Genomic DNA, 25,417 nt, shown 5'->3' with positions numbered 1-25,417 from the left:
TTTTGAAACGAAAAAATCTTTGGTTTATATTGGCTACTTTGGCATTAGTACTGGCGGGCTGTGGCAATTTAAAGAGTACTGGCTCGACAGGCACGCAAACAAGCACAAACAATAAAGGTGTGCAAACAACAGGTGCGACCGGCGAATCCAATTATACTGGGGTGATCGAAAACGGTCATTACAAAACAAGTGCGGCTAGGGGCCTAACGACATCGCAAACAGACAACGTTTTGAACGTTAAAAGTATGGAAGACGGCTTAACAGATCTATCAAAGTCACAATTCCCCACTGATAAGTATTTACTGCAAGAGGGTCAATATTTAAAATCCGATACAATTAAGGACTGGTTAGCCCGTAAATCGCAAAAAAATCCCGAGGGCCTAAACCCAGCTGATAATGGTTCTACTGATGCCGATAAGCGAGCACCATTATATTTGCAACAAATATTAGAACAAGACTATGTGACGCAAACAGATGATAAAAGCGTTAAACTTGGCGGCATTAGTATTGCTCTGGGTATGAATAGTGTGGATTATTATCAAAAAGAAGAATATGGTGCTGAATTTCAAACCAACATTTCTGATAATACTTTGTTGGCTCAGGGCAAACAGATGGCGCAAACAATCGTCCAGCGGCTGCGGCAGCGCAAAGGATTGGAAAATGTTCCGATCACGATTGGTATTTATAAACAAGCTTCTAAGGATAGCTTAGTGGGTGGGACTTATGTAGCGGCCACCACGGTTGATAACGGTGCTAAGAAAATCGACAGTTGGAAACGAGTCAATGAAAAGAACCAGGTATTACCAACGGCTAGTGGTGAAAAGGCGGTTAATTCTGGAGATAATGATTCATTTTCTAACTTTAAAACACAAGTTCAGAGTTTCTTCCCTAACTTGGCTGGCGTTGTTGCCCAGGCCCATTATGAAAACGATCAGCTAGCGGGTATGAATATTACGATTAATACTCAATTTTATGGCGAGACTGAAATCACCAGCTTTACGCAATACATCGCTCAAGCGGCCGGTCGCTATTTACCCCGGAATATTCCGTTACAAATTACGATACAATCGACGCAAGGCATTCAGGCATTTGTTGCGCGCAGCAGTAATGCTAAGAGTTTCTATACCCATGTCTTTTCAAGTTACTAATTCCAACCAGAAACAGTTATGTTACAATAAAACAGAATGAATTTTCATGAAAGAGGAGATCGCATGATTTCAAGGGAACAAGTTGCCCATGTTGCTAATTTAGCAAAATTAGAATTCGATGATTCCGAATTAGAAAATTTCACTAGTCAATTAGATAAAATTGTTGATTTTGTCGATCAATTAAGTGAAGTAGATACAAAAGATGTTGCACCAACTACCCATATCACAAGTGCTGTCAATGTTTTCCGTGAAGATGTACCCGTGAAGAGTCAGACGCGCGCTGAATTATTGAAGAATGTCCCTGAAACAACGGAAGGGCTAATTCGGGTGCCTGCAATTATTGAAAAAGAGGAGGACGAATAGTTGAATTACTTCAATGAAGATATTACGAGTCTCCACGATAAGTTAGTTAATAAAGAAATAACCGTTCGCCAATTAGTAGAAGCTACGTTTGATTACATTGAACAAACGGATGAGAAAATCAATGCTTTTATTACTTTAAATAAAACTGACGCACTGGAAAAAGCAGATGCATTAGATGCAGCTGGCATTGACCCAGACGAATTATTGGCTGGGATTCCTTTAGGCATTAAAGATAATATCGTTACTAAAGGTTTAAAGACGACGGCTGCCAGCCATATCTTAGACAACTTTGAACCTGTTTATAATGCGACGGTCATGGATAAATTAGATGGTCAAAAGACCATCACCGTTGGTAAAACCAACTTAGATGAATTTGCCATGGGAAGTTCGACAGAAACTTCTTATTTTGGTGAAACGCATAATCCTTGGAATCTAACCAAGGTGCCTGGTGGTTCTTCAGGTGGTTCAGCAGCCGCTGTGGCAGCCGGTGAAGTGATTGCCGCGCTTGGGACAGATACAGGTGGTTCTATTCGTCAGCCAGCTGCTTTTAACGGTATTTTTGGGATCAAACCAACTTATGGTCGTGTTTCACGTTGGGGCTTAATGGCCTTTGGCTCTAGTTTGGATCAGATCGGGGTTTTGTCCCGTTCTATCAAAGATAGTGCCATCATTTTGAATGCCATTTCTGGCCATGATGATCATGACGGGACAAGTGCAACTGAAGCCGTGCCCGACTTTACCAAAGCACTAGGTCAGGATATCAAGGGCCTTAAGATTGCGGTACCAAAAGAATATATGGATAAGGGCATTGACGCTGACGTGGTTAAAGCAATTCAAGCCGCCATCAAAACTTTTGAAAGTTTAGGTGCTACGGTTGAAGAAGTTTCCCTGCCGTATACGAAATATGCTGTCCCAGCTTATTACATTATCGCTTCCAGTGAAGCTTCTTCCAACTTACAGCGCTATGATGGCATTCGTTATGGTTTCCGGGCAAAAGATGTCAAAACTTTGGAAGATGTTTATGTTCGCTCACGTTCTGAAGGTTTTGGTGACGAAGTGAAACGGCGGATCATGTTGGGTTCCTTCTCCTTATCAGCTGGTTATTATGATGCTTACTTTAAGAAGGCTGCCCAAGTGCGTACTTTGATCAAGAATGATTTTGATCAATTATTTGAAAAATATGACTTGATTCTAGGCCCAACAACACCAACGCCAGCCTTTGGGTTAGGTGAAAAAGTTACTGATCCAGTCACCATGTATCTCAATGATATTTTGACAATTCCGGCCAACTTAGCAGGTATCCCGGCAGCATCGATCCCAGCAGGTTTCTCTGAAACGGGGTTGCCAATTGGCGTTCAATTGATGGCTAAGAAGATGGATGAAATGACAATTTTCAAGGCTGCTGATGCCTTTGAACAAGCCACAGAATTCCATCAAGCTATTCCAGAATTCAAGGGAGGTCAAAACTAATGAACTTTGAAACAACAATCGGGTTAGAAGTCCACGTTGAATTAAAGACCAAGACTAAGATGTTTAGTCCTTCACCAGTTGAATTTGGGGATGAGCCCAATACGAACACCAATGTTATCGACTTTGGTTTTCCGGGTGTGCTGCCTAAAGTCAATAAACAAGCCTATCGTTATGGCATCATGGTTGCTTTAGCTTTGAATGCAGACATTACGCGCGATACGCATTTTGATCGGAAAAACTATTTCTACCCGGATAATCCTAAAGCCTATCAGATCACACAATTTGAAAAGCCCTTGGGCACCAATGGTTGGGTTGAAATTGAAGTCGATGGCAAGAAGAAAAAAATCGGTATTGCTGAATTGCATGTCGAAGAAGATGCCGGTAAGAATACCCATTCCGAAGATGGCTACTCATACGTTGACCTGAACCGTCAAGGCACACCTTTGATCGAAATTGTATCTAAGCCAGATATTGCCTCTCCTGATGAAGCCTATGCTTACTTAGAAAAATTGCGGCAGATCGTTCAATTTACTGGAGCTTCCGATGTCAAAATGGAAGAGGGTTCCATGCGGGTCGACACAAACATTTCGATTCGGCCAATTGGACAAGAAAAATATGGGACAAAAACAGAGTTAAAGAACTTAAACTCTTTCAATTTTGTCCGTCTAGGCCTAGCCTATGAAGAAAAACGGCAAAGTCGTGTCTTGATGTCTGGCGGTACAATTCGCCAGGAGACGAGACGCTATGATGATGCGACCGGACAAACTTATTTGATGCGTGTAAAAGAAGGTTCTGATGATTATCGTTATTTCCCAGAACCAGACATTCCACCATTTCATATTAGTGACGACTGGATCAAAGAAATTCAAGCAAGCATTCCAGAAATGCCTGATAAACGGCGGCAGCGTTATGTACAAACATACGGCTTGCCAGAATATGATGCTAACGTGTTAACAACCACGAAAGAAATGTCTGATTTCTTTGACGCTGCCGTTGCACAAGGTGCTGATCCCAAGCAAGTTTCCAACTGGCTGATGGGTGAAGTAAATGCCTACTTGAATGAAAATAAGCTGGATCTGCAAGAGACGAAGCTGACACCAGAACATTTGGCAACAATGATCAATTTGATTAAAGATGGGACGATCAGTTCTAAGATCGCTAAAAAAGTGTTCCAAGAAATCATTACTAATGGCACGGAACCCAAGCAATGGGTCGAAGAAAAAGGTATGGTGCAATTATCCGATCCTGCTAAACTGACACCGATCATTGATGAGGTTTTGGACAATAACCAACAATCAATTGATGACTTTAAAAATGGGAAAGATCGGGCTGTTGGTTTCTTAGTTGGTCAAATTATGAAACAAACCCGCGGTAAAGCCAATCCAAAAGTCGTCAATCAAATTTTGATGGCAGAATTAAAAAAACGCTAAGTAGTTAAAGAGGGAGAAACATGAGAGTCCGGGCTAGATTGATATACAATCCCACTGCAGGTCATGAAACGTTGCTGCGAAGTGTGGGTCAAATCTTGCATATTTTAGAAACAGCTGGTTATGAAGCCAGTGCGTTTCAAACGACTAAAGCACCGCTTTCGGCTGCTAAAGAGGCTAAACGCGTGGCTAAAGAGGGGTTTGACTTGATCGTTGCAGCCGGTGGCGATGGGACAATCAATGAGGTCGTTAACGGGATCGCCGGATTAAAAAGACGCCCCAAGATGGCGATCATCCCTGCTGGAACAACTAATGACTATGCGCGTGCTTTGAAGATTCCTCGTGAAGATCCAGTTGAAGCGGCTAAAATCATCTTGAAGAAACAGTCCGTCAAGATGGACGTGGGCAAAGCCAACGACAACTATTTTATTAATATTGCCGGTGGCGGCTTTATGACCGAGTTAACCTATGAAGTGCCGTCTCAATTCAAATCCATTCTAGGCTATCTAGCGTATGTCTTGAAAGGTGCCGAAATGTTGCCGCGCATGCGGCCAACGCAGATGCATCTGGAGTATGATAATGGTGTTTATGATGGTCCGGCCTCCATGTTTTTCTTAGCTTTGACAAATTCGGTCGGTGGTATGGAACAAATCGTACCTGATGCTTCTTTAGATGATGGTTATTTTTCTTTAATTATTGTCAAAACATCTAATATTGGTGAGATTTTACGCTTGATGGCTCTTGTTTTAAATGGTGGTCGACATGTAGATGACAACAACATTATTTATGTGAAAACGAGGAAATTAGTTGCCAAGCCTAAGGATAATCAGCGGATGATGATCAATTTAGATGGGGAATATGGCGGCGATGCGCCGATGAAGTTTGTCAATTTGAAACAGCATATTGAAATGTTTGCTAATGTGGATGACATTCCCAATAAAGCTATTACTTATGAAACACCATCGGAACAGAACGCTGAGGCTGAGATCGTTAAGCATGTTCAAAATTTGGATGCGAATCATGAATTGGTTCGGCCAGAATTAGATTTAAGCCATGCGCCTAAGTCGGATGATGCATCTGAAACTAAGCACACATAAAATATAGTTAAAAAAATGGACCTGTGAGCAGATGCTAGTTCTGCTTTTCAGGTCCATTTTGCATGAAACTTGTATTTCAAGCCAATTTCCGCTATGCTTAACGGCGATCATTAATTAAGGGGTTAATATGAAAACAAATTTAAATACACCAGTACAAAAGAATCAAACACTAGATCTTACAGCGGTAGACTTGTCTTATGATGGGTTGGGCGTTGCCAAAGTTGATGATTTTCCCATCTTCATTGACAATGCTTTACCCGGTGAAGTGGTTACAGCGGTAATTACTAAAGTTGCTAAGAAGTATGCCTTCGCTAAAACGGTAGCAATGGTTCAAAGCAGTCCTGATCGTGTGGATATCAAAAATCGGCGTTATACGCAAACTGGCATTGCGCCTTTGCAGCATTTGGCTTATCCAGCACAATTAAAATTCAAACAGCAGCAAATTGAAAACTTGTACCAAAAAGCGAAATTAGCCATTGATGTTTTACCTACTTTGGGCATGACTGACCCGACGCATTATCGGAATAAAGCACAGGTACCCGTACGTACGGTGGATGGTCAGCCAACGGTTGGTTTCTTTCAAAAGCGGAGCCATCGCTTGGTGCCCATGACGGACTTTTTCATTCAAGATGAAAAAATCGATGCAGCCATTGCTAAATTACAAGACTTGATCCGCCAATTTGGTATTTCCGCTTATGATGAAGTGAATCATCAAGGTGTTTTACGGAATATCATGATTCGTCGAGGGTATTATACTGGCGAAATGATGATTGTCTTGATTACGCGAACTAAAGAATTACCGGAACGTCGGGAGTTAGCCAACGCTATTTTGGCAGAGATCCCTGATGTCGTCAGCATTATTCAAAATATCAATGGGACCAAGGGCAATACGATTTTAGGGCATAAGGAACGTATTTTGTGGGGGAAGCCCAATCTTCGTGACGAATTATTAGGCTTGAAATTTGATATCTCTGCCTTATCGTTTTACCAAGTCAATCCTACCCAGACGCAAGTACTGTATCAAAAAGCTATTGAAGCTGCTAATTTAAGCGGTGATGAAGTTGTGATCGATGCTTACTCTGGTATTGGCACGATCGGTCTCTCCATGGCCAAACACGTTCGTTCGGTAAAAGGGGTAGAAATCACGCCAGCTGCCGTAACCAATGCCAACGCTAACGCTGAATTAAATGGCATTACGAATGCTGAATTTGTGGTGGGCAAGGCTGAAGAAGTATTGCCGCAATGGGCTGAAGAAGGTATGAAAGCCGACTTGATCGTGGTTGATCCACCACGTAAAGGCTTAGCACCAGAATTTATTGAAGCCGCAATCAAAGTCCGGCCTAAGAAAGTACTTTATATCAGCTGTAATCCGGCCACATTAGCTCGCGATTTGCAGGCATTTGCCGCTGCTGGCTATACAGCAAAACAAACCCAGCCGGTAGACATGTTCCCCATGACCACCCATGTTGAGAGCGTAACGGTCCTCGAACGTACAGAAAAATAGCCGATAAGCCGCGCTCTGACGGCATTTATAGATGATTGAAAGTGTACTTTTTCCCTTCTGAACTATTGGAAATAGTACACTTTTTCTATTTGAAGCTGGCGGGTCGAGTGTTCTATGTCCTATTTCGATAGTCGAGTAGACGATTGTCCAGTTTGGCAGGTCGTGTCGATTAGGGTAGTGGAAGTAGAGGTGAGCCTTGATATGGTAGCGTTTGTGGTATGTACGAATCGGTCAGTTTGGTACCAAGGAGTGAGTTAACGAAAATAATATTGAATTTATGCTAATTCGGTTAAAATATCGAAAATTCGCAGGAGAGTTGTAGACTCGACGTGTATGACAAAAATTATTCTTTTTTAAGGATAAATCAGCTATGCAAGAAATAAATGTTAATCAGCATTTATCACAAATTTCAACTGAATATACAATCCATGAATTGAAGGTTGATACTATGGTCAGTCAAGCCGATTTAAAGTTGGAATAATCAGCAAAAATAAGTAAACGTTTTCAATAGTCTGCTACAATAGAGTATACTCAGTTGACCGACGTTGAAGTTATTCAACGCTTACTGGCTTTCAATGATGATCTTAAACAAGCTTATCGTTATTATCAGGACCTTATTCTCGCGATCAATCATCGTAGTAAGGATGAACTCAATCATTTACTCGCGATTAAATGGACCCAGCTTCCCCAATCACTTCAAAAAGTTCAACGGACTCTCCGGAGGCATCGTAAAGAGATTATCACCAGCTTTAAATATGGTGACTACACGAATGGTCCAGTCGAAGGAACTAACAATAAGATCAAAGTTATTAAACGAACTGCTTATGGCTTTCGTAACTTCTTTAATTTTCGGGCTCGAATCCTGCTTGCCCTTCCTAACTCATACTTTGCCATCAACTGGAAGAATAAAAGAACAGCTCATGTCCAATCTCAGACACGAGCTGTTTGAAAAGTTATTCAAATTTTTCTATCAGTACTTCTTGACGAAGAGCCATAAAAAAGAACTGCTCCATCAAAAGCAGTTCTTCATAATGATGTTAGGATGATTTCATGGACACGGTTTGGTAGAATCTAACTACTAAGAATAGGACGTGTCCAAAATGACCAAAAAGAGAAAAACATTTGATGAAGATTTCAAGAAGATGATCCTTGACCTCAACCAATCTGGTCACTCGATCGATTCGTTAGCCGAGGAATATGGTATCGCTACGCAAACAATCTACCGCTGGAAAAAGCTTTATACCAAAAACGAAAAAAATGGAGTATCCGGAAGCAGAAATTTTAGCTATGAAGAAAGAGATGGCTCGTATGAAGGAGGAAAATGCCATCTTAAAAAAAGCCTTGACCATATTCGCTCAAAAGTAGAATCAACTATCGTCTTCGAATATATCCAATCAAATGTCAAAAATCATGATATCAAGCAAATGTGTGCTGCTCTATCAGTGCCAAGATCTAGTTATTACCAATGGCTTAAAAAACGGCCCTCTAAACGTGAAATTGAGAATGAACGTCTTTGTCGATTGATCTCAGGGATCTATTTTGAGAATAAGGGTATTTATGGTGCTCCTAAGATTCATTACCTTCTCATCAGTCGAGGTGAGCATATTTCCTTGAAGCGAGTTCAAAAACTCATGAAAACGTTGGGCCTACGGCCATCACTGTTAAGAAGTATCAACCGAGTCGATTTTCAAAGCCAATAACCGAAGGCCGAAAGAATTTATTGAACCAGGACTTTACAACAACGACTATCAATCAAAATGGGCAACCGATATCACTTATATTCACACTCGAAAAGACGGTTGGACTTATTTATCTACGATCCAAGACCTCCACACTAAAAAGATCATTGGCTGGAAATATGGCAAACAAATGACCGTAAAACTTGTTCTTGACACACTTGAACATGCTCTATTGAATAATGTGCCGACCAAGGATTTGATCATCCACTCAGATCTTGGCGCTCAGTACACTAGTGCTGCCTATGAATCCAGATTACAAGAACTAAATATTCAGCATTCTTTCAGCCGAAAGGGCTGCCCTTATGACAACGCCGGTATTGAATCATTTCACGCCTCAATCAAAAAAGAGGAAGTCTATCCTGCAAAGCTGTACGAAGATTTTGAAGTAGCCCATCGGGCTATCTTCCAATATATTGAAGGTTTTTATAATCGTAATCGGATCCACAGCAGTATCGATTATTTAACTCCAGAACAAATGGAGAATTTAGCTAAGCGAGCCTAAATAACCATTATTTTTTGACGCATATTCCATAACGGGCTTCTTCATCACTTCGATCAGATGTCAAACGGTGTGGGTTTGATATTCGATCGAAGTGATGAAATAATCGCCCATCGGAATATCGAAAAAAATCTCTCAAATCGTGTCCAAGATATTGACTCAAATCCAATTAGTGACATTATGGAAACAGTGAAAAAATAATTTCTTATAACATTCTATTCAGAGTAGGAGCCCGTTCATGAAATTAAGTCGAATGAAAATAGAAAATTTTAGAAAACTTAGCGATATAGAATTTGAATTTGGCAAAAAAATAACTGTTATTTCAGGAATTAATGGTATTGGAAAATCGAGTTTATTAGCTTTGATTGCTTCCGCAAGTGGAACTAATGATAAAAGACTGAATGGATTACAGTTTCACCCCGAATTCTCAGATTTGTTTAAAATTAATCCTAACGAGGATTATGAAAAATATCGTTTATTTGTAGAATATGATAAAAAAGTTGGGAAAGATTCAGAACCATATAATTTAACTAAACGGATTAGTTTTAAGAACGATAATGATTCTGGAAGAGGTATCCGAGTAATTCCTAGAAGTTATAGTCCGTTAAATAATGATACGCGGAAAAACAAGATTACTGTAGAGCAAGCAGCAAGTGATGCCGGTACGACTTCAAAGCGTGTGAAAATTCCAACAGAATATGTTAGTTTATCTAGATTAATTCCCTTAGGAGAATCGGGTAGTAAAACTAAGGAAGTATATAAAACAAATCGTATCATTCAAAAGGGGTATACGGATTTCTTTACTAAATGTTACAACAGTGTCCTAAGTGGCTCTATTGAGACGACGAAAAAGCCAATCTTTATTACGAAAAAAGCTGGGGTTGGTGTTCGTAAATATTTGGCGTTGAATGTAAAAAATACAACCGACAATACTCTTTCCGTTGGACAAGATAATTTAGAGTCTTTGGTAGCATCTTTTACGGATTTTTATGCGCTAAAGCAAGAAGCCGGTGATTCATATAAAGGTGGAATATTATGTATTGATGAAATAGATGCATCATTACATCCTAGCGCTGTTAGAAATTTGTGGGTATTACTAAAAAATCTTGTTGATGATTTGAATCTACAAATAATTGTGACAACACATTCGTTAACTGTGCTAAAAGAAATATGCAGATTACAATCTGAAGATCCAGAGGATTATAAGTTAGTGTACTTTAAGGACGAAGAAAACCCACGCTTGAGCCATGTAAACGATTATCACACATTAAAAGCGGATATGTTTGATATGGTTTTTGGTTCACGTCCTGAAATCAAAGTATACTGTGAAGATGAACATACTAAAAGAATTTTTGAACTATTGTACTCGTGTATAAAGAACAATTTACTAAAAGATAATACAGATTTAGACAACCTTGAGCGATTATATGGTTGTCCTAATGTTATAGATGTATCTTTAGGTAAAGAACATTTGAAAGGACTTCCGGAGAAAGATGACTATTTTAAGACAGTACTTATTGTTTTAGATGGTGATTCTAAATTAAAGCAAGATATTGATCCTGATAAAGCACTAAAAATTAATAAAAAAGAATTTGAACGAAAGCTAACCCCGCAAAAGAAACCATTTGGAAATGTATTAAGATTGCCATCTTTTTACTCTCCAGAAGTTTATTTATACAAAATAATGGAAGATGTATCTATCAATCATGAAGAGTATATGAAGTTTTGGAATCATGTTGACACTGTACCAGAAATAACAAATATGACTGCAAAAAGGATGAGAAATTTATTTAAGATAAATTCACCAGAGCTTAACTATCATTTGATACATAATACAAACTGGATGGAAAGAGCAGAAAAATTTGCGGAGCAATCTGATTTAATAGAGTTTTATTATATGAATGAAAAAAATAGAGGGGAATTACAAAATTTTGCTTCTGATCTTGTAAAGTGTTTTGAAGCAGTTCGTAAAACCCGAACACGAAATGTGTTTGAATGATAATTATTCAAAGTAATTAAAGGAAGCGATACAGTGTGCCATATACAAATTCGATATTGAGATATCCTGGGGGTAAGAGTCAATTAGCAACTTATGTAGAGCATTTATTAAAAATAAATGATATCTCTAAAACTTATGTGGAACCGTTTGCAGGCGGTGCAGGTGTGGCTCTGTATCTGTTGTTTCACAATGATGTGGATAGGATAATATTAAATGATTATGATCCTTCAATATTTTCAATATGGTATTCCATATTGAATCATAAAGATGAGTTTATAGATCTAATAGATAGAACACCTGTAACAATAGAAGAGTGGAACCATCAAAAAAAGGTGCACTTAAAATATTTTAGAGATCCACATTCTTTAAAAAACGCTTTTGCAACGTTTTACTTAAACAGAACTAACGTAAGTGGAATCATTAATGGAGGACCTATTGGAGGAAAAGAGCAAAGAGGGAAATATAAACTTAATTGTCGATTTAATAAATCTAATTTGATTCACAAAATTAAAAAGATTTATGGTATGAGAGATTATATAGAATTAAGCAATATGGATGCCCAAAATTTTATCCCAAATAAGATAGATAAACTTGATTCTCAATCAACGTTTACTTTTTTTGATCCTCCATATTTTGGTCAAGGAAAGAATTTATATTTATCATTTGTTGACAATGATATGCACAAGAAAATAGCGAATACGATAGTAAATTTAAAAGATAAAAAATGGATAACAACTTATGATACTCAAAAAGAAATACTGAATTACTATCGACCTTTTTCTCAGGTGTACAAATATCAGTTATCATATTCTGCAAATAGAAAAAGACGTGCCAATGAATATATGTTTGCAAGTTACACTACAAGACTTGATTCGTTTGGAAAAGTTGAACTTTTAGATTGTAATCAGATCGATTGATAGATATAATTTCTAGCCTAATTTTACAAACGACGTAATTAATCAATTTAGACTTTTTAAATTCTAAAACTTAAAATTAGAAGGTAATGTTGCATAAAGAAGATTATTTGACATTTCAGGGAATATAAATTAAGTGCTGATGTAAGAAAACGCACTCACTAGCGGTACTAGGTAATATAAAAATGAAAGGTGACTTTTGAATGGCATTTAGAACGTTTGGTTGGGTTCAAAATCCATCTGATTTTACAAAGTTAAAAAAGACAGTCCAGGTATTTGACCCACAATCTAAACAATATGAAGAGTTAGATAACCATATAATAAAAAACGTAATCTACTTTGATAGAGATAAAGAAAGATTACAAGATGAGCTTGATAATAAAGTATCGGAGTTTACTTATGGGGATCTTGTAGGAACAAGTCATAATAAGGAGGGTAAATCCCCTAAGAAGCGAAAGGAGGCGATTGCTAATTCGTTGCTCCAAGTCACTATATTACCGCAGTCCGCTAAAACTAAAGGAAAATTTTATACAGATAACTGGACAGCTGATGGATTCCTTCGTTGGGCAGTAAGTTTAAATTTTGTTGCTTATAATAGAGAAAAAGATTTATTTAAAATAACGGAACTTGGAAAGAAACTGTCGCAAACAAACGATGGGTCAGCGGAAGAAATGGAAGTCCTTCAAGACGCAATGTTATCGTACCCACCAGCAACCAGAGTCCTTTCATTACTAGCTAACAGCAAGCACCCATTAACTAAGTTTGCTATCGGAAATAATTTAGGATTTGTTGGAGAAAAAGGATTTACATCTTACGATGAAGATTTAATGATTGATTGGCTGAAATCAGCTACGACAAAAAAAGAACATGATAAGATTAAATCTGATGTGGAAGGAACGTCAGATAAATATGCCCGCATGATAGCAGGTTGGTTGGTGAAATTAAAATTTGTTAAAAAGCATACAAATAAATATGAGCTTGATAATGGTAAAACCATTACAGGTTTTCAAACTTACTCTATAACTGGATCTGGCTTACATGCGATAAAAAAAGCAAATGGGTCATCAAAAAATCCTACTAAATCTAAGTATGTTTTATGGGAGTTTTTGGCAATTGCTGGAAAGCAGGACAGCGAGCAGACTCGTGATTTTATAAGAACCAGGCGTGCAAAAATCATTCTGGGACTTAATAATCATCATACTATTTCAGCACTAATTGATTTTTTAAGTCATGAAGGTATTGAAGTAGATGAATCTCTGCTCAATAGTGAAATTAAGAAGCTTATTTCATTTGGACTTCGTATAAAGCAAAATGGCAACTCAATTGTGCTCCAAGATAATGTTATTGGTATTGATATTCCAAATCAGACATTTACTCCTGCAGAAGCTGATCTTAATTCCGAGAAGATTAAAAATCACTACCGTAAAATCACTAACTTGCCAGAGAAATATATTGAATTACTGGATATCGCATTTGATCATCATCGTCACCAAGATTTTGAGATTGTAACAGCAGGGCTTTTTAAGGACTGCTATGGTTTATCGTCAGTTCATCTGGGTGGCCAGAATAAGCCTGATGGCGTAGTGTTTAATAATAAGTTTGGTATTATTTTAGATACAAAGGCTTATGAAAGGGGATATGGTATGCATATTGGTCAAATCGACGAAATGTGTCGCTATATTGATGATAATAAAAAGCGTGATGTAGTACGTCAACCAAATGAATGGTGGAAAAACTTTGGTGATAATATACCTAAGGACCCGTTCTACTATCTGTGGGTTTCTGGGAAATTCTTACCACAATTTAACGAGCAATTGAAGCAAACGCATTACAGAACAAGTATTAACGGAGGAGGTTTGGAAGTATCACAACTATTATTAGGTGCTGATGCTGTTATGAAGGATAAATTAGATGTTAATACTTTACCAAAATACATGAACAATCAAGTGATTGAATTAGTTCATCAATAGAAAAAGATCAGTGACCTAGAATCTGTCACTGATCTTTTTCTTACTAAAATAGGGTGTCAATGCGATAATCATGAGGATCGTAATTAGTTATTAATACTTCATCGGATTCCTTGTTTGCTGTGTTATATGAGGAATTACGGTATGTGTAGTTTAAATGATTAACAACAATATTATTATGAGTTTTGACATACTTTTTAAGCAAATCATTACTTCGTCCTTTATGATCAAGAACGTTACTTAAGGCAAATTTAATATGACGTTCTGATAAATTGTCCATCAGTTGGTACATTGCTTTTTCTTGCTCTTTTCCCCAATTTATAAATCCTCGATTTCCATCATTATAATTACCCGTTGTAATTAGATATGGAGGATCCATATATACAAAATCTAAGCTTGAAAGTCCTGAGATATCAAATTTATCAAACATTTTGTCAGTAAATTTTGCGTTAATTGTGTGTAGCTTATCAACAAACATTCTTAGGTGTTCTTCCATATTTTTACTGAAACTACTTCGATTTTTTCCAAATGGATTATTGAATTCCATTGAATTATTAAATCTAAATTGATAATTGTAGGAGTATGATACTAATACGTATAAATCTAATGGATTGGGCTGCTTATTATAGTCTCTTCGTAATTTTAGGTATGCATTCTTGTTCGTTTTGCTCAACCCATACTCATTAATTCTCTTATTAATCATAGTAACCAATTCATTCGAGGTATGCTTATTAAAGAACCTAAATAATTCATTAATACGATAATTCATATCATTAAAGTAGTATTTGTTGGCTTTCACGTTGATGCCAACATTTGCCCCACCGGAAAATAAATCTACAAATGTATTAATCCTATCTGGAAATAATGGAATAATTTGTGGGAGCAGTTTATACTTACCTCCAATATAATTTAATGGACTTTTGATGTAGGTATCTTTTAATCTTGGCTTCCATGTTTTGGGGTAAGAATGCTTTTTAGCAACTGGGTTATGAGTTTTGACTACTTGTGAAGATTTACTAAAATATATTAGTATTTCATTTAATTCGTTTCCTTTGGACTTAATCTTGGATTCGTATTTACGATATGTGATATGGTGTACTTCAGCTTTAACAGTGCTGTATTTATTGATAATATCGATTAATTCTGATTCTGGTATAATGCCTTCATTACTGTAGCTGAGTATCACATGGCGACTGTTTAAATTTTTAATTAAATCTTCCATAGCATTGAGGGCACGTCTCTTCATTGAATAGTCACTACGCAGTGTTTTCCAAGCAAAAATACTAGTTTTTCCCTTTAACTCAGGCTTATTGTTTCTAGCTATGTTTTCTAAAACATGGTAATTCGATGCATATTGTCGATTATTATAAGGGGTATCGATGTAAGTAATATCTGCTTTAATATCCTTAACTAACTGATTAGAATCCAGGTTATATGCTTTATTACTCTTGTCATTATTAATTACATCCAATGGCTCAATGTGTAATTTATTAAGTGCTCGATTATCCCATTTTTTTAGGTATGCTCCATAAGTACCCGTAATATTACTAACAAATGGGATAGCTTCGATTAATGATGAGACTAAATAATAATATTCACTTTCTGTTAATAAATTATTATTTTTCCAGTCGTCAATGGTGTCTCTAATAAAGTCAATTCGTCGGGCATTTTCTTTAGTGAAGTACATTTTTTGGCCCGTTGGAGAATACGATTTTTCATAGTAGTGACTGTCAAGGGTTATATTTTTATCGTCATTGAAATATTTGAAAGGATTAGGAATGCCGATTTTTTTTAATCTTTCAAATCTTAGTTCATTATTGTTTTCAATAGTTGCTTTTGCGTTAATATAGCTGAAATATAGTAAGTCATTACTAATAATCTTATAACGGCTTTTGAAATAACGCCCGACTACATTTGTTCCTGCAAATAAATCTAAAAATGTTTGTTCGCTACCGTCAATATGATAACTTAATATGCTATCAATATTTTTAAGTAACGCGCGTTTTGATCCAATATATCTCATTTTTTCACATCCGTATTCATCCTAGTAGTCATAGAATAAATCAGTAACTAGATAAATTCAAGTTAATTTTGGTGATTAGTCTATTTTGCAGTTGAATTTTAATTGTGTATTCCAATGCATAGGAAGGTGATATATGGATAATATCAATTGATGGTTCTAAACAATTTTGGATAATGTCCAATTTAAAGACGTATAGATATGTTTTGCATCTATCTAATTAAGCATATAATTAACTTAAGACAATGACATTTCTATAAGAAGAGAAGGTGATCAGAAATGGTTGAAAAACTGAAACCACAAGAATTTGTAGATAGATTTAAATTTATTTTACTAGATAAAGTAAATCACAATATTTTAATTCGCGGATATTTTGATGATGACAAATTGTTATTAGTGTTTGCTTGCCTCCAAGACCAAGAGGGAATTAATGAGGGGACTATTGTTATTGGTAACACGACCGTTCCCAATGAAAGAGAATTTTTGACAAAAGGGCTTCATGAATCTATTCCAAAACTTAACTTAAGTGACTCATTTAATATAAATGGACTGACTGTTAATTTTTCACTATGGAAAAGAAATAGAGACTTTCCTTTTGGAATGGATAAAGATTTTGTGGTTTTTCATCCGGTGGAATCCGCCCTGGACAATAAAGATTTTCCAAAGTTTTACGCCACATTGAAAAACTCTAAGGCAAAAAAGAATGTTTTGATAACGACTAATGACTTTAATAGTGCTCCTGAAAAACTCTATCCATATGTAGATGAAATTCTAGTTTTAGATACAACTGATGTGAATGAAGAGCACAGGCAAACTTATAAGGTAATTCAAGATAATCTTAATGCTGATCATCAAATATTACCGTATTAATCATTTTTCCACAGACGCGCAACTCTTATTCTGAGAGTTATATTTTTCCACAAACTGATTGAAAAAGTGAGCTGTTAATGATTTGAAAAATCCTGAAATTATTAGATCGTAATGGCTGTGTAGACATAATTGCTACATTTTAACAGACATAGCTAACCGCGACGCATGGCCATTTATCCTTAATGTGTAATTGGCAAACACCACTCGCTGCATATTGAAAGCATTACCGTGTTGGAACGTGAAGGTGAGTAGTTAACAAGCACTGGTATAACAGTATTTTTGATAGATTGAAAGTGTACTAATTTCCTTTCTGATGATTGGAATTAGTACACTTTTTTTGCTTCTTAAGCTGGTAGATTGAGTGGAAAATATGAGAGCTTTTTGGATTGTATAAACGACGACTAATTCATTCTTGACTTTTTTATTTCGAAAGGTAATTTTTTATCAAACCTTATATTTTTATCCTTGACCTTGATGTTAGGATGATTTCATGGACACGGTTTGGTAGAATCTAACTACTAAGAATAGGACGTGTCCAAAATGACCAAAAAGAGAAAAACATTTGATGAAGATTTCAAGAAGATGATCCTTGACCTCAACCAATCTGGTCACTCGATCGATTCGTTAGCCGAGGAATATGGTATCGCTACGCAAACAATCTACCGCTGGAAAAAGCTTTATACCAAAAACGAAAAAAATGGAGTATCCGAAGCAGAAATTTTAGCTATGAAGAAAGAGATGGCTCGTATGAAGGAGGAAAATGCCATCTTAAAAAAAGCCTTGACCATATTCGCTCAAAAGTAGAATCAACTATCGTCTTCGAATATATCCAATCAAATGTCAAAAATCATGATATCAAGCAAATGTGTGCTGCTCTATCAGTGCCAAGATCTAGTTATTACCAATGGCTTAAAAAACGGCCCTCTAAACGTGAAATTGAGAATGAACGTCTTTGTCGATTGATCTCAGGGATCTATTTTGAGAATAAGGGTATTTATGGTGCTCCTAAGATCCATTACCTTCTCATCAGTCGAGATGAGCATATTTCCTTGAAGCGAGTTCAAAAACTCATGAAAACGTTGGGCCTACGGGCCATCACTGTTAAGAAGTATCAACCGAGTCGATTTTCAAAGCCAATAACCGAAGGCCGAAAAAATTTATTGAACCAGGACTTTACAACAACGACTATCAATCAAAAATGGGCAACCGATATCACTTATATTCACACTCGAAAAGACGGTTGGACTTATTTATCTACGATCCAAGACCTCCACACTAAAAAGATCATTGGCTGGAAATATGGCAAACAAATGACCGTAAAACTTGTTCTTGACACACTTGAACATGCTCTATTGAATAATGTGCCGACCAAGGATTTGATCATCCACTCAGATCTTGGCGCTCAGTACACTGAGTGCTGCCTATGAATCCAGATTACAAGAACTAAATATTCAGCATTCTTTCAGCCGAAAGGGCTGCCCTTATGACAACGCCGGTATTGAATCATTTCACGCCTCAATCAAAAGAGGAAGTCTATCCTGCAAAGCTGTACGAAGATTTTGAAGTAGCCCATCGGGCTATCTTCCAATATATTGAAGGTTTTTATAATCGTAATCGGATCCACAGCAGTATCGATTATTTAACTCCAGAACAAATGGAGAATTTAGCTAAGCGAGCCTAAATAACCATTATTTTTTGACGCATATTCCATAACGGGCTTCTTCATCACTTCGATCAGATGTCAAACGGTGTGGGTTTGATATTCGATCGAAGTGATGAAATGATCGCCCATCGGAATATCGAAAAAAATCTCTCAAATCGTGTCCAAGATATTGACTCAAATCCATTAAGTCAACTTAGTATGGTATTTTTTGATAGTATTTTACAAACAGGCAGTAAAGGCTATGAGGAGACACCATCTGTTAATTTAATTGGTTAGTAGTAATCAACCCAAGATTATTCACCGAATGTATATAAAAAAGCGCAACTCGTTGAGCTACGCCGTTTTTTCTCATCATAGTATTTCACACCTAGAGGGTGAAATACAGATTTTCTAAAATTTTATGATTAAGGTACTACCACGAATCATAAAACAATGAAGGAAATACTGTGAGTGACTTACAACGAACAGTCTTAAATTTCAATTCTAAAATCACTTTGAGATCAGATAGTCGGATTTATCTTTTAGTGGATCGGTTATGATGATATCAGCGTCTGGATTTTAGACAGCGGTTCGATAATTTAACAGCTACAAAACAACAGATTGCAAAGCCAGCATCTTGGCAACAAATTTTTGAAATTACTCAACGACACAGGGAATGGACAAGTAATAGTGATGTGATCCAAGGATATTTTTAGGTGTTAGAGTAGAATCGAGTGCGAAGAGTAAGGCGGTTGAAGGGGAAGGACAGAGCCTATGAAGCTTATTCGATATAATCTGTCTGGGAGAATAGTCGAACAATGTTCTATAGAGTTTAAACAGCTAAAGACAAGTCCGATGGGTGAAAAAGTTAGAATAACTATGAATGATGGAAATGTATATGTCGGCTTTTGGGATGCTCCCTTTGAAAATCATTCTGCTAAAACAGCTGAACTTGTTCGTTACGATTTGGATGAGAATAACTCTAAATTAAGAAGTTTCAATAATGTGTCGATATTTATTCCTATACAGAACATAGTTAAGATTGAAGCAATTTTGCATAGTAATCCTAGATGGGGAACACGACCCACAAATAAATTTGTCTTTGCTGAATTGGTGAAAATTAATTTAGAATCTTCTGCTCCATTTAGAAATTGGCCAATAAAATAATGCCTAGTAAAAATAGCTGAGTGCCATAAATCACTTATTCACATTTTAACTTTAATTACTTCGCCATCTTTGAACGTGGATTCTATATCGCGTTGGCAGGTGGCATTTTTAGGTTCTATACTTTTAGGTGTTAACCCACTAGCACCTCATATTTGTGCCATTTTTTTACATTAATGAAGTTACCTATTTCAAGGCTCCTAGACTATTATTTGTCTGTAACAAAAAATTAAACCAATTAAAATCTAATTTTTCCACAATTATGATGAAAAGTATTTACCAGTAATTATTGACAAAGAACCGTCGAGCCTGACTAGCATATTGAATCGTCTAGTTCACTTTAACCAAGGCTATTTACATCATTTAATTCAGTTCAAAGTTGGCTTGATGAATAGGTTTGAACATTTTTAAAATCATCAAAGCCCTTTTTAATTTCCGAATCAAATTGTTCTTTCGTCAGAGTATCAAAATCTAAAGTTTTATCGGGTGATTTAATTTCAAATGGAATTTTACCTTGATTGACGACTTGTTGTAGAAACATACTTAGAGCTGTTGACATTGGAATCTGTAATTGATCTAAAACTTCCTCAGCTTGGGCCTCTAATTCAGGTGTAATTCTGGTAAAAACACCTGTGGCTTTTTTAGCCGTCGTTGCCATAATCATTACCTCCATTTTTCTATAAATCAATTATAGTATATTTGATTGCATTTGATAGCTAATAGCAATCAAAACCCTAATCGGCGTTTAACATAAACAAAATGACTAGTCCTGATTTGAAGGCTGCTGATGAGCACGTATCCAGTGACTGATCAAACTACGAACAAGAAAACCAAGAAAAATGACGACTAAGAGCAGTATAGGATAAATGAGTGCAACTAAAATGTAAATGATGGCTAAAATTGTCATGATCAACGTGGCTCGCTTTTCTTCAAAGTCGTGATTGGTCAAAGGCAACCGCTGGGCTTGGGCATAATTGATGACATAGCGGAAAATCAAATATTGGGTCAGATCTACGGCAAAAATAACTGTTGAAAAAATCAACGCATTAAATCTAGAAGTTAGATCGTTGTTCAATAAACCCGTTGCAAAGGGAGTCAAACAGACAAAACAAAGATAAGTCAGGTTCAATATGAGATAGCCGATGGTGGGTTTCGTGATGACACCGGTGACCTCTTGATGGTAGACCCAGTATTGACCCACAATAGCAAAACTAATAAAGTACAAAATAATATCTGTGGGTAGCTCGTGGAGATGGGTAAAATCCAGATTATTTGGTGTTTTGATATCTAAAACCATGATGGTTAGGACAATGGCGAAAATGCCATCAGAGATTGCTTCTAAACGTGAAATTTTATTTTTAAACAATTAAATATCCCCAATAAAATGAACGTGGTCTGTAATTTAACCACGTTCATTATTTTTAAGCACACATAGGCTTATTTGTCATTTTCAGTAGTATTCTCTTGATTGGTCTGATTAAAGAGTTTACCAATGGTAGGCATACTGCCGAGACTATCGATTGCTGAGTTTGGCATGATTACCGTATTAGCCTTACTTTCGGCCAGTTTCTCCATAGCTTCAATATTCTTATACTGCAAGAAAGTCGGCGCATTGTCCTTTAAAGCTTCGTTCAAGTAATTGATTTGATCACGTGAGGCTTGAGCAATTAAGCGTTGACTTTCGGCACGGCCTTGGGCTTGTAAGATCTGAGTTTGCTTGTTGGCCTCGGCTTCCAAAATATCTGCTTGTTTTTGCCCTTCGGCTTTGGCAATGGCAGCTTGTTTCAAACCATCGGCTTGCATAATATTGGCTTCTTTTTCTCGAGAAGCCCGGAGTAATTTATTCATGGATTCTTGAATATCTTGGTCGACTTCAACGGAGTCAATATTGACCCGATCCACGTTTAGACCATAGCCGGCTGTGACTTCTGAGAGTTGATCAAACAATGAGTGGTTGACTTGCTCTGTACCGTTCAAGACTTCATTTAGATCCATATTCCCGATGATGCCCCGTAATTGAGCCCGGGTATCTTGAACCATACTCATGACGGAATCTTTGTTTTTGTAAACAAAAGCATTGGTATCGGTGATGTGATATTTTAATGTTTCAGAAACACGGACAACAACGTTATCTTTAGTGATGACCTCTTGTTCGTCAATACGCATGGGGATTTGTTTTAGATTTACAATTTGAGTGATGCGATAAATGACTGGAACGACCATGTGAAAACCTGGGTCCAGAGTCTTAACGTAAACCCCCAAGCGTTCCACAATACCAACTTCACCGGTATGAATAATGGCAAAGGACGAAAAGACGATAGCTAGGACAATGATTGCTAAAACAATAGCAACAATCCATATCAAAATGGACATAAAATAACCTCCTTAATAATCAAGCTTAGGTTCATAGCGTTGAACTAACAGATATCTTGGCGTAACTGCCACAACAACAAGTGTGGTGCCGATGGGCACATTTTCCTGAAGCTTATAGTGGTAGCGTACACCATAAAACATGACAGTACCACTCATTTCAGTTGATTTGGTAATAAACTTCTCACCAATCAAACGCTCGTCTAACATTTGTGGCCTCCTTAATCAGTCTTTTGTAGGCGGGTGTGCTGATGCCAATAATAAACTGGAATACCAACAACTGTGATGCCAATACCAACTAAAGCTAGAATTGGTTGGGTAATGATCGTTGAGATCACAATGAATAAACCACCTAGAATTGCAATAATCGGAACTACAGGATAAAGAAAAACCCGATAAGGTCGCTTCATATCTGGCCGTTTTTTACGGAGAATGAACACAGCGATGAAGATCAGTACACTAAAGATCCAAATGACAAAGACCAGCATATCTGTCAAGGTGTCAAAGCTGCCAAGCAACATCATTAAAATAACGACACCTAATTGGAATAAACCGGCATTGATGGGGACGCGTGTTTTGGGGGTCAATTTGTTAAACCAATGCGCAAAAGGAACCAGATCATCATGACCCAAAGCATAAGGAATACGCATCCCAGTCATGGTATAGCCGTTAACTGTGCCGTAGACAGAAACCAAGATACCAATGGTCACTAGACGCCCGCCTAGATTGCCGAAGATATGGATTGCTGCCTCGGAAGCGGCATTTAGATTATTAGCTAATTGGTGAATCGGCAAGGCCCGTAAGAAAGCACTATTGACTAGTAAATAAACTACGGTAACAAAAATCAAACCGAGAATAATAGCTTTAGGCAGATCCTTTTCAGGTTGTTTTAACTCACCCGCCACATTACCCACGCTCAACCAGCCATCATAGGCAAACAAAGTCGCCAATAAACCACCAGCAAAGGCGGGCCAGAAACTTTGATGTGCGCCGGCTTGAATGGGAAGTAATTGAACCTGTACTGGATTTTGAATAAATAGACCAGCAACAACAATAATTGCCAAAGGAATCAGTTTGATGACTAAAGTTGCTGACTGCATGGCACCGCCCACTTTGGAACCAAGCATATTTAAGGCCCACAAGGAACCGGCACAAAAGATGGCGATAGGAACGATCCATTGAGTAGTCAAACCAAATAAATTGACGAATTGGGTGCCAAATATAATCGATAACGCTGCAATATTTGCTGGGAAGTAAATCAACATCTGAGCCCACCCCAATAGGAAGGCGGGCAATTTGCCATAAGCATATTCAATATATTTGACAGCCCCACCAGTTTCAGGAATCGCTGCCGCAAGTTCGGCAACGGTCAAGCCACCGGCAATCGTCAATAAACCAGCGAATAAATAAGAGAATAAGGTCAAACTTGCGGAGCCAGTTTTATCAGCAACAGCTGCGATTTTGAAGAAGACGCCGCCACCGATCACAATACCCATTACCGTGGACATGGCAGAGAAAAAGCCAATTTCGCGCTTCATGCCTGTGTTGTCTTTCATTAGATCACCTCAAATATATTTAAAGCTATATTATACAGGTAAATATCCAGAAAGGGCGAGACATCTTTATTTACTGCCTCGCCCTTTTGGATAAATATACAAATGTGTTCCACCAGCTCAGCATGATAAGCTGTACTGGATTAAATCATTTCAGTTGTGCCTTGGAAACTGATACAATAATGACATGAGTTTAGTTGTCTTGATGCTGATTCATATCTGCAATTTCATAAGTTTCACCGCTTGATTCATCATAAATCTTGATGGGATGTTGATGTTCCGCAAAGATTTTTAACTGAAAGCCGTAATGATCTAAGAAAGTTAGCAAATCTGAATTCAAACCGATGATGTGACCTTCTAGTAATTTACCATCAATGATGATTTGCAAATCGGAATTGATGAACATGATATGTTTGCGCTGGGTCTGGGAGTCTACAAAAGCCCATTTTCCACGAAAAATCGTCGAAAAATCAGGTTCAACATTGCCAATCTGATGTTTTTGGCGCCGAATCTTGCGCTTTTGATGCCAATCATTAAACCATTGCGCACCTTCTTTAAATATACCGGCCATGTCATCAATCCTCCTACACCCTAAATAATAGCACTTGCCCATTCACAAACTCAATCAATTTAGCCTTGTTTTTTGAACAATAATGATAAGTTGGAGGTTAATTATGTTAAAATTAGCAATTATTGGTACCAATTGGATCACGGGACAATTTATCGACGCGGCTTTGGCTACAAAAGCCTACGAGTTGACAACGATTTATTCACGCCACTTAGACAAAGCTCAGGCATTTACTGAGAAATATACGGGATCATTTGAATATTTTGATGATCTGACCGCCTTTTTCCAACAAGGGGATTTTGATGTGGTTTACATCGCTTCACCGAATGCCTTGCATTTTGAACAAACAAAACAAGCGATTCTTGCCGGGAAACATGTCATCGTTGAGAAACCAGCTTTTAGCAATCCTGATGAAATGAAACAAATTCAAAGTTTATTGGCTGCACATCCTGATATTTATTACTTTGAAGCAGCGCGCCATATTCATGAACCTAATTTTCGTGCTGTGCAAGCTGCTATCACGGCCTTTGATCATCAAGACGGGGCTGTTTTGACTTATATGAAGTATTCTTCGCGGTTTGATGATTTCTTGGCTGGCAAGCAGCCAAATATCTTTTCTGCACAGTTTTCAGGCGGGGCACTACAAGATCTAGGTGTTTATTTGGTTTATGATGCCTTAAGTTGGTTTGGGGTGCCAAAAACGGTACAATATGCCCCTGTAATGCTCAATAGTGGGGTGGATGCTCGGGGAACGGCGCTCCTTAATTATGGCGATTTTCAAGTGACTTTGATCACTGGTAAAAATGTGCAGTCGGCGTTACCTTCAGAGATTTATAGCGGTAAGACGACTTTGACCATTGATAATGCTGGCGAATTTAATCAAGTGACTTTGCAGACAGATCCTAAAGCAGCCGGACAAACGTTGAGTACAAAACCGAGTCCGAATCCAATGATTCATGAAGCTGAGGCTTTCGCGACAATTATGCAACAACAAGACCGCGCTCAATTTACCGAACTCAATCAGCTGAGTGTTGCTGTGAACCAAACGCTTTATGATTTACGGACCTCTGCCGGGATCGTTTTTCCAGCAGATATGAATTGAC

The 25,417-nt window shown here is 37.5% G+C and carries 20 protein-coding genes and 3 pseudogenes; 16 read left to right on the top strand and 7 right to left on the bottom strand.

The window, feature by feature from the left end; all coding sequences use genetic code 11:
- Positions 1-2: 2 nt before the first annotated feature.
- The 11 genes and pseudogenes from ACNAN0_RS10800 (at position 3) to ACNAN0_RS10750 (ending at position 14,130) form a co-directional block, all read left to right on the top strand.
- Positions 3-1,148, top strand: a complete 1,146-nt coding sequence (locus tag ACNAN0_RS10800) for a CamS family sex pheromone protein (protein ID WP_416353272.1) — start codon at positions 3-5, stop codon at positions 1,146-1,148.
- Positions 1,149-1,211: 63 nt separating this feature from the next.
- Positions 1,212-1,511 (top strand): Asp-tRNA(Asn)/Glu-tRNA(Gln) amidotransferase subunit GatC, encoded by a 300-nt coding sequence (gene gatC / locus ACNAN0_RS10795; RefSeq protein ID WP_230912378.1) that lies wholly within the window; start codon positions 1,212-1,214, stop codon positions 1,509-1,511.
- The gene (gene gatA / locus ACNAN0_RS10790; RefSeq protein WP_230912379.1) at positions 1,512-2,981 is read left to right on the top strand and encodes an Asp-tRNA(Asn)/Glu-tRNA(Gln) amidotransferase subunit GatA; all 1,470 of its coding nucleotides are present in this window, start codon (positions 1,512-1,514) and stop codon (positions 2,979-2,981) included.
- A complete protein-coding gene (gene gatB / locus ACNAN0_RS10785) occupies positions 2,981-4,411 on the top strand; it encodes an Asp-tRNA(Asn)/Glu-tRNA(Gln) amidotransferase subunit GatB (protein WP_230912380.1) in 1,431 nt (476 codons plus the stop codon). Before gatA ends, gatB begins: the two co-directional genes overlap by 1 nt.
- A 20-nt stretch (positions 4,412-4,431) precedes the next feature.
- Complete coding sequence (locus tag ACNAN0_RS10780) at positions 4,432-5,505, top strand: diacylglycerol kinase (RefSeq protein WP_230912381.1); 1,074 nt, start codon at positions 4,432-4,434, stop codon at positions 5,503-5,505.
- A 127-nt stretch (positions 5,506-5,632) separates the two neighbouring features.
- Positions 5,633-7,009: a 23S rRNA (uracil(1939)-C(5))-methyltransferase RlmD gene (gene rlmD, locus ACNAN0_RS10775; RefSeq protein WP_230912382.1), complete on the top strand. Its 1,377-nt coding sequence runs from the start codon at positions 5,633-5,635 to the stop codon at positions 7,007-7,009.
- A gap of 526 nt (positions 7,010-7,535) precedes the next feature.
- Positions 7,536-7,958, top strand: a pseudogene (locus ACNAN0_RS10770) (ISL3 family transposase); the annotation flags it as partial.
- A 151-nt stretch (positions 7,959-8,109) separates the two neighbouring features.
- Positions 8,110-9,250 (top strand): annotated as a pseudogene (locus tag ACNAN0_RS10765) (IS3 family transposase).
- Between the two features lie 235 nt (positions 9,251-9,485).
- A complete protein-coding gene (locus tag ACNAN0_RS10760; RefSeq protein WP_416353271.1) occupies positions 9,486-11,246 on the top strand; it encodes an AAA family ATPase in 1,761 nt (586 codons plus the stop codon).
- Positions 11,247-11,281: 35 nt separating this feature from the next.
- Positions 11,282-12,163, top strand: coding sequence for a DNA adenine methylase (locus ACNAN0_RS10755; RefSeq protein WP_303231336.1), 882 nt, complete (start codon positions 11,282-11,284; stop codon positions 12,161-12,163).
- A gap of 200 nt (positions 12,164-12,363) precedes the next feature.
- Positions 12,364-14,130 carry a restriction endonuclease FokI C-terminal domain-containing protein gene (locus ACNAN0_RS10750; RefSeq protein ID WP_416353270.1) on the top strand — a complete coding sequence of 589 codons (1,767 nt, stop codon included), beginning with the start codon at positions 12,364-12,366 and terminating at the stop codon, positions 14,128-14,130.
- 43 nt (positions 14,131-14,173) lie between these two features.
- Here ACNAN0_RS10750 and ACNAN0_RS10745 read toward each other — a convergent pair whose 3' ends face one another.
- Positions 14,174-16,150 carry a Dam family site-specific DNA-(adenine-N6)-methyltransferase gene (locus ACNAN0_RS10745; protein WP_303231556.1) on the bottom strand — a complete coding sequence of 659 codons (1,977 nt, stop codon included), beginning with the start codon at positions 16,148-16,150 and terminating at the stop codon, positions 14,174-14,176.
- A gap of 276 nt (positions 16,151-16,426) precedes the next feature.
- Here ACNAN0_RS10745 and ACNAN0_RS10740 point away from each other — a divergent pair, with 276 nt between their 5' ends.
- From ACNAN0_RS10740 to ACNAN0_RS10725, 4 genes and pseudogenes are all read left to right on the top strand, one after another.
- Positions 16,427-17,017: a hypothetical protein gene (locus ACNAN0_RS10740; protein ID WP_416353269.1), complete on the top strand. Its 591-nt coding sequence runs from the start codon at positions 16,427-16,429 to the stop codon at positions 17,015-17,017.
- 540 nt (positions 17,018-17,557) lie between these two features.
- Positions 17,558-18,698: pseudogene (locus ACNAN0_RS10735) on the top strand (IS3 family transposase).
- 57 nt (positions 18,699-18,755) lie between these two features.
- A complete protein-coding gene (locus ACNAN0_RS10730) occupies positions 18,756-18,956 on the top strand; it encodes a hypothetical protein (RefSeq protein ID WP_416353268.1) in 201 nt (66 codons plus the stop codon).
- 558 nt (positions 18,957-19,514) lie between these two features.
- Entirely contained in the window at positions 19,515-19,826 is a 312-nt protein-coding gene (locus tag ACNAN0_RS10725) for a hypothetical protein (RefSeq protein WP_416353267.1), read from the top strand.
- Positions 19,827-20,196: 370 nt separating this feature from the next.
- Here ACNAN0_RS10725 and ACNAN0_RS10720 read toward each other — a convergent pair whose 3' ends face one another.
- From ACNAN0_RS10720 to ACNAN0_RS10695, 6 genes are all read right to left on the bottom strand, one after another.
- On the bottom strand, positions 20,197-20,481 hold the full coding sequence (locus tag ACNAN0_RS10720; protein ID WP_416353266.1) for a type II toxin-antitoxin system RelB/DinJ family antitoxin: 285 nt from the start codon (positions 20,479-20,481) through the stop codon (positions 20,197-20,199).
- A gap of 105 nt (positions 20,482-20,586) precedes the next feature.
- Positions 20,587-21,189: a TMEM175 family protein gene (locus tag ACNAN0_RS10715; RefSeq protein WP_416353265.1), complete on the bottom strand. Its 603-nt coding sequence runs from the start codon at positions 21,187-21,189 to the stop codon at positions 20,587-20,589.
- Between the two features lie 71 nt (positions 21,190-21,260).
- Positions 21,261-22,196, bottom strand: coding sequence for an SPFH domain-containing protein (locus tag ACNAN0_RS10710; protein ID WP_416353264.1), 936 nt, complete (start codon positions 22,194-22,196; stop codon positions 21,261-21,263).
- Between the two features lie 12 nt (positions 22,197-22,208).
- A complete protein-coding gene (locus ACNAN0_RS10705; protein ID WP_416353263.1) occupies positions 22,209-22,403 on the bottom strand; it encodes a hypothetical protein in 195 nt (64 codons plus the stop codon).
- An 11-nt stretch (positions 22,404-22,414) separates the two neighbouring features.
- The gene (locus ACNAN0_RS10700) at positions 22,415-23,749 is read right to left on the bottom strand and encodes an APC family permease (RefSeq protein ID WP_230912390.1); all 1,335 of its coding nucleotides are present in this window, start codon (positions 23,747-23,749) and stop codon (positions 22,415-22,417) included.
- 190 nt (positions 23,750-23,939) lie between these two features.
- Positions 23,940-24,317 carry a DUF4828 domain-containing protein gene (locus ACNAN0_RS10695; RefSeq protein ID WP_230912391.1) on the bottom strand — a complete coding sequence of 126 codons (378 nt, stop codon included), beginning with the start codon at positions 24,315-24,317 and terminating at the stop codon, positions 23,940-23,942.
- A gap of 103 nt (positions 24,318-24,420) precedes the next feature.
- On the opposite strand from ACNAN0_RS10695, the gene ACNAN0_RS10690 reads away from it, so the two are divergent.
- Complete coding sequence (locus ACNAN0_RS10690) at positions 24,421-25,416, top strand: Gfo/Idh/MocA family protein (RefSeq protein ID WP_230912392.1); 996 nt, start codon at positions 24,421-24,423, stop codon at positions 25,414-25,416.
- Position 25,417: the final 1 nt, after the last annotated feature.

Source organism: Agrilactobacillus fermenti (assembly GCF_047943045.1).
GTDB lineage: Bacteria > Bacillota > Bacilli > Lactobacillales > Lactobacillaceae > Agrilactobacillus > Agrilactobacillus fermenti.
The sequence above is the reverse complement of the archived record's forward strand: the minus strand, read 5'-3'. Positions and strand labels throughout refer to the sequence as shown.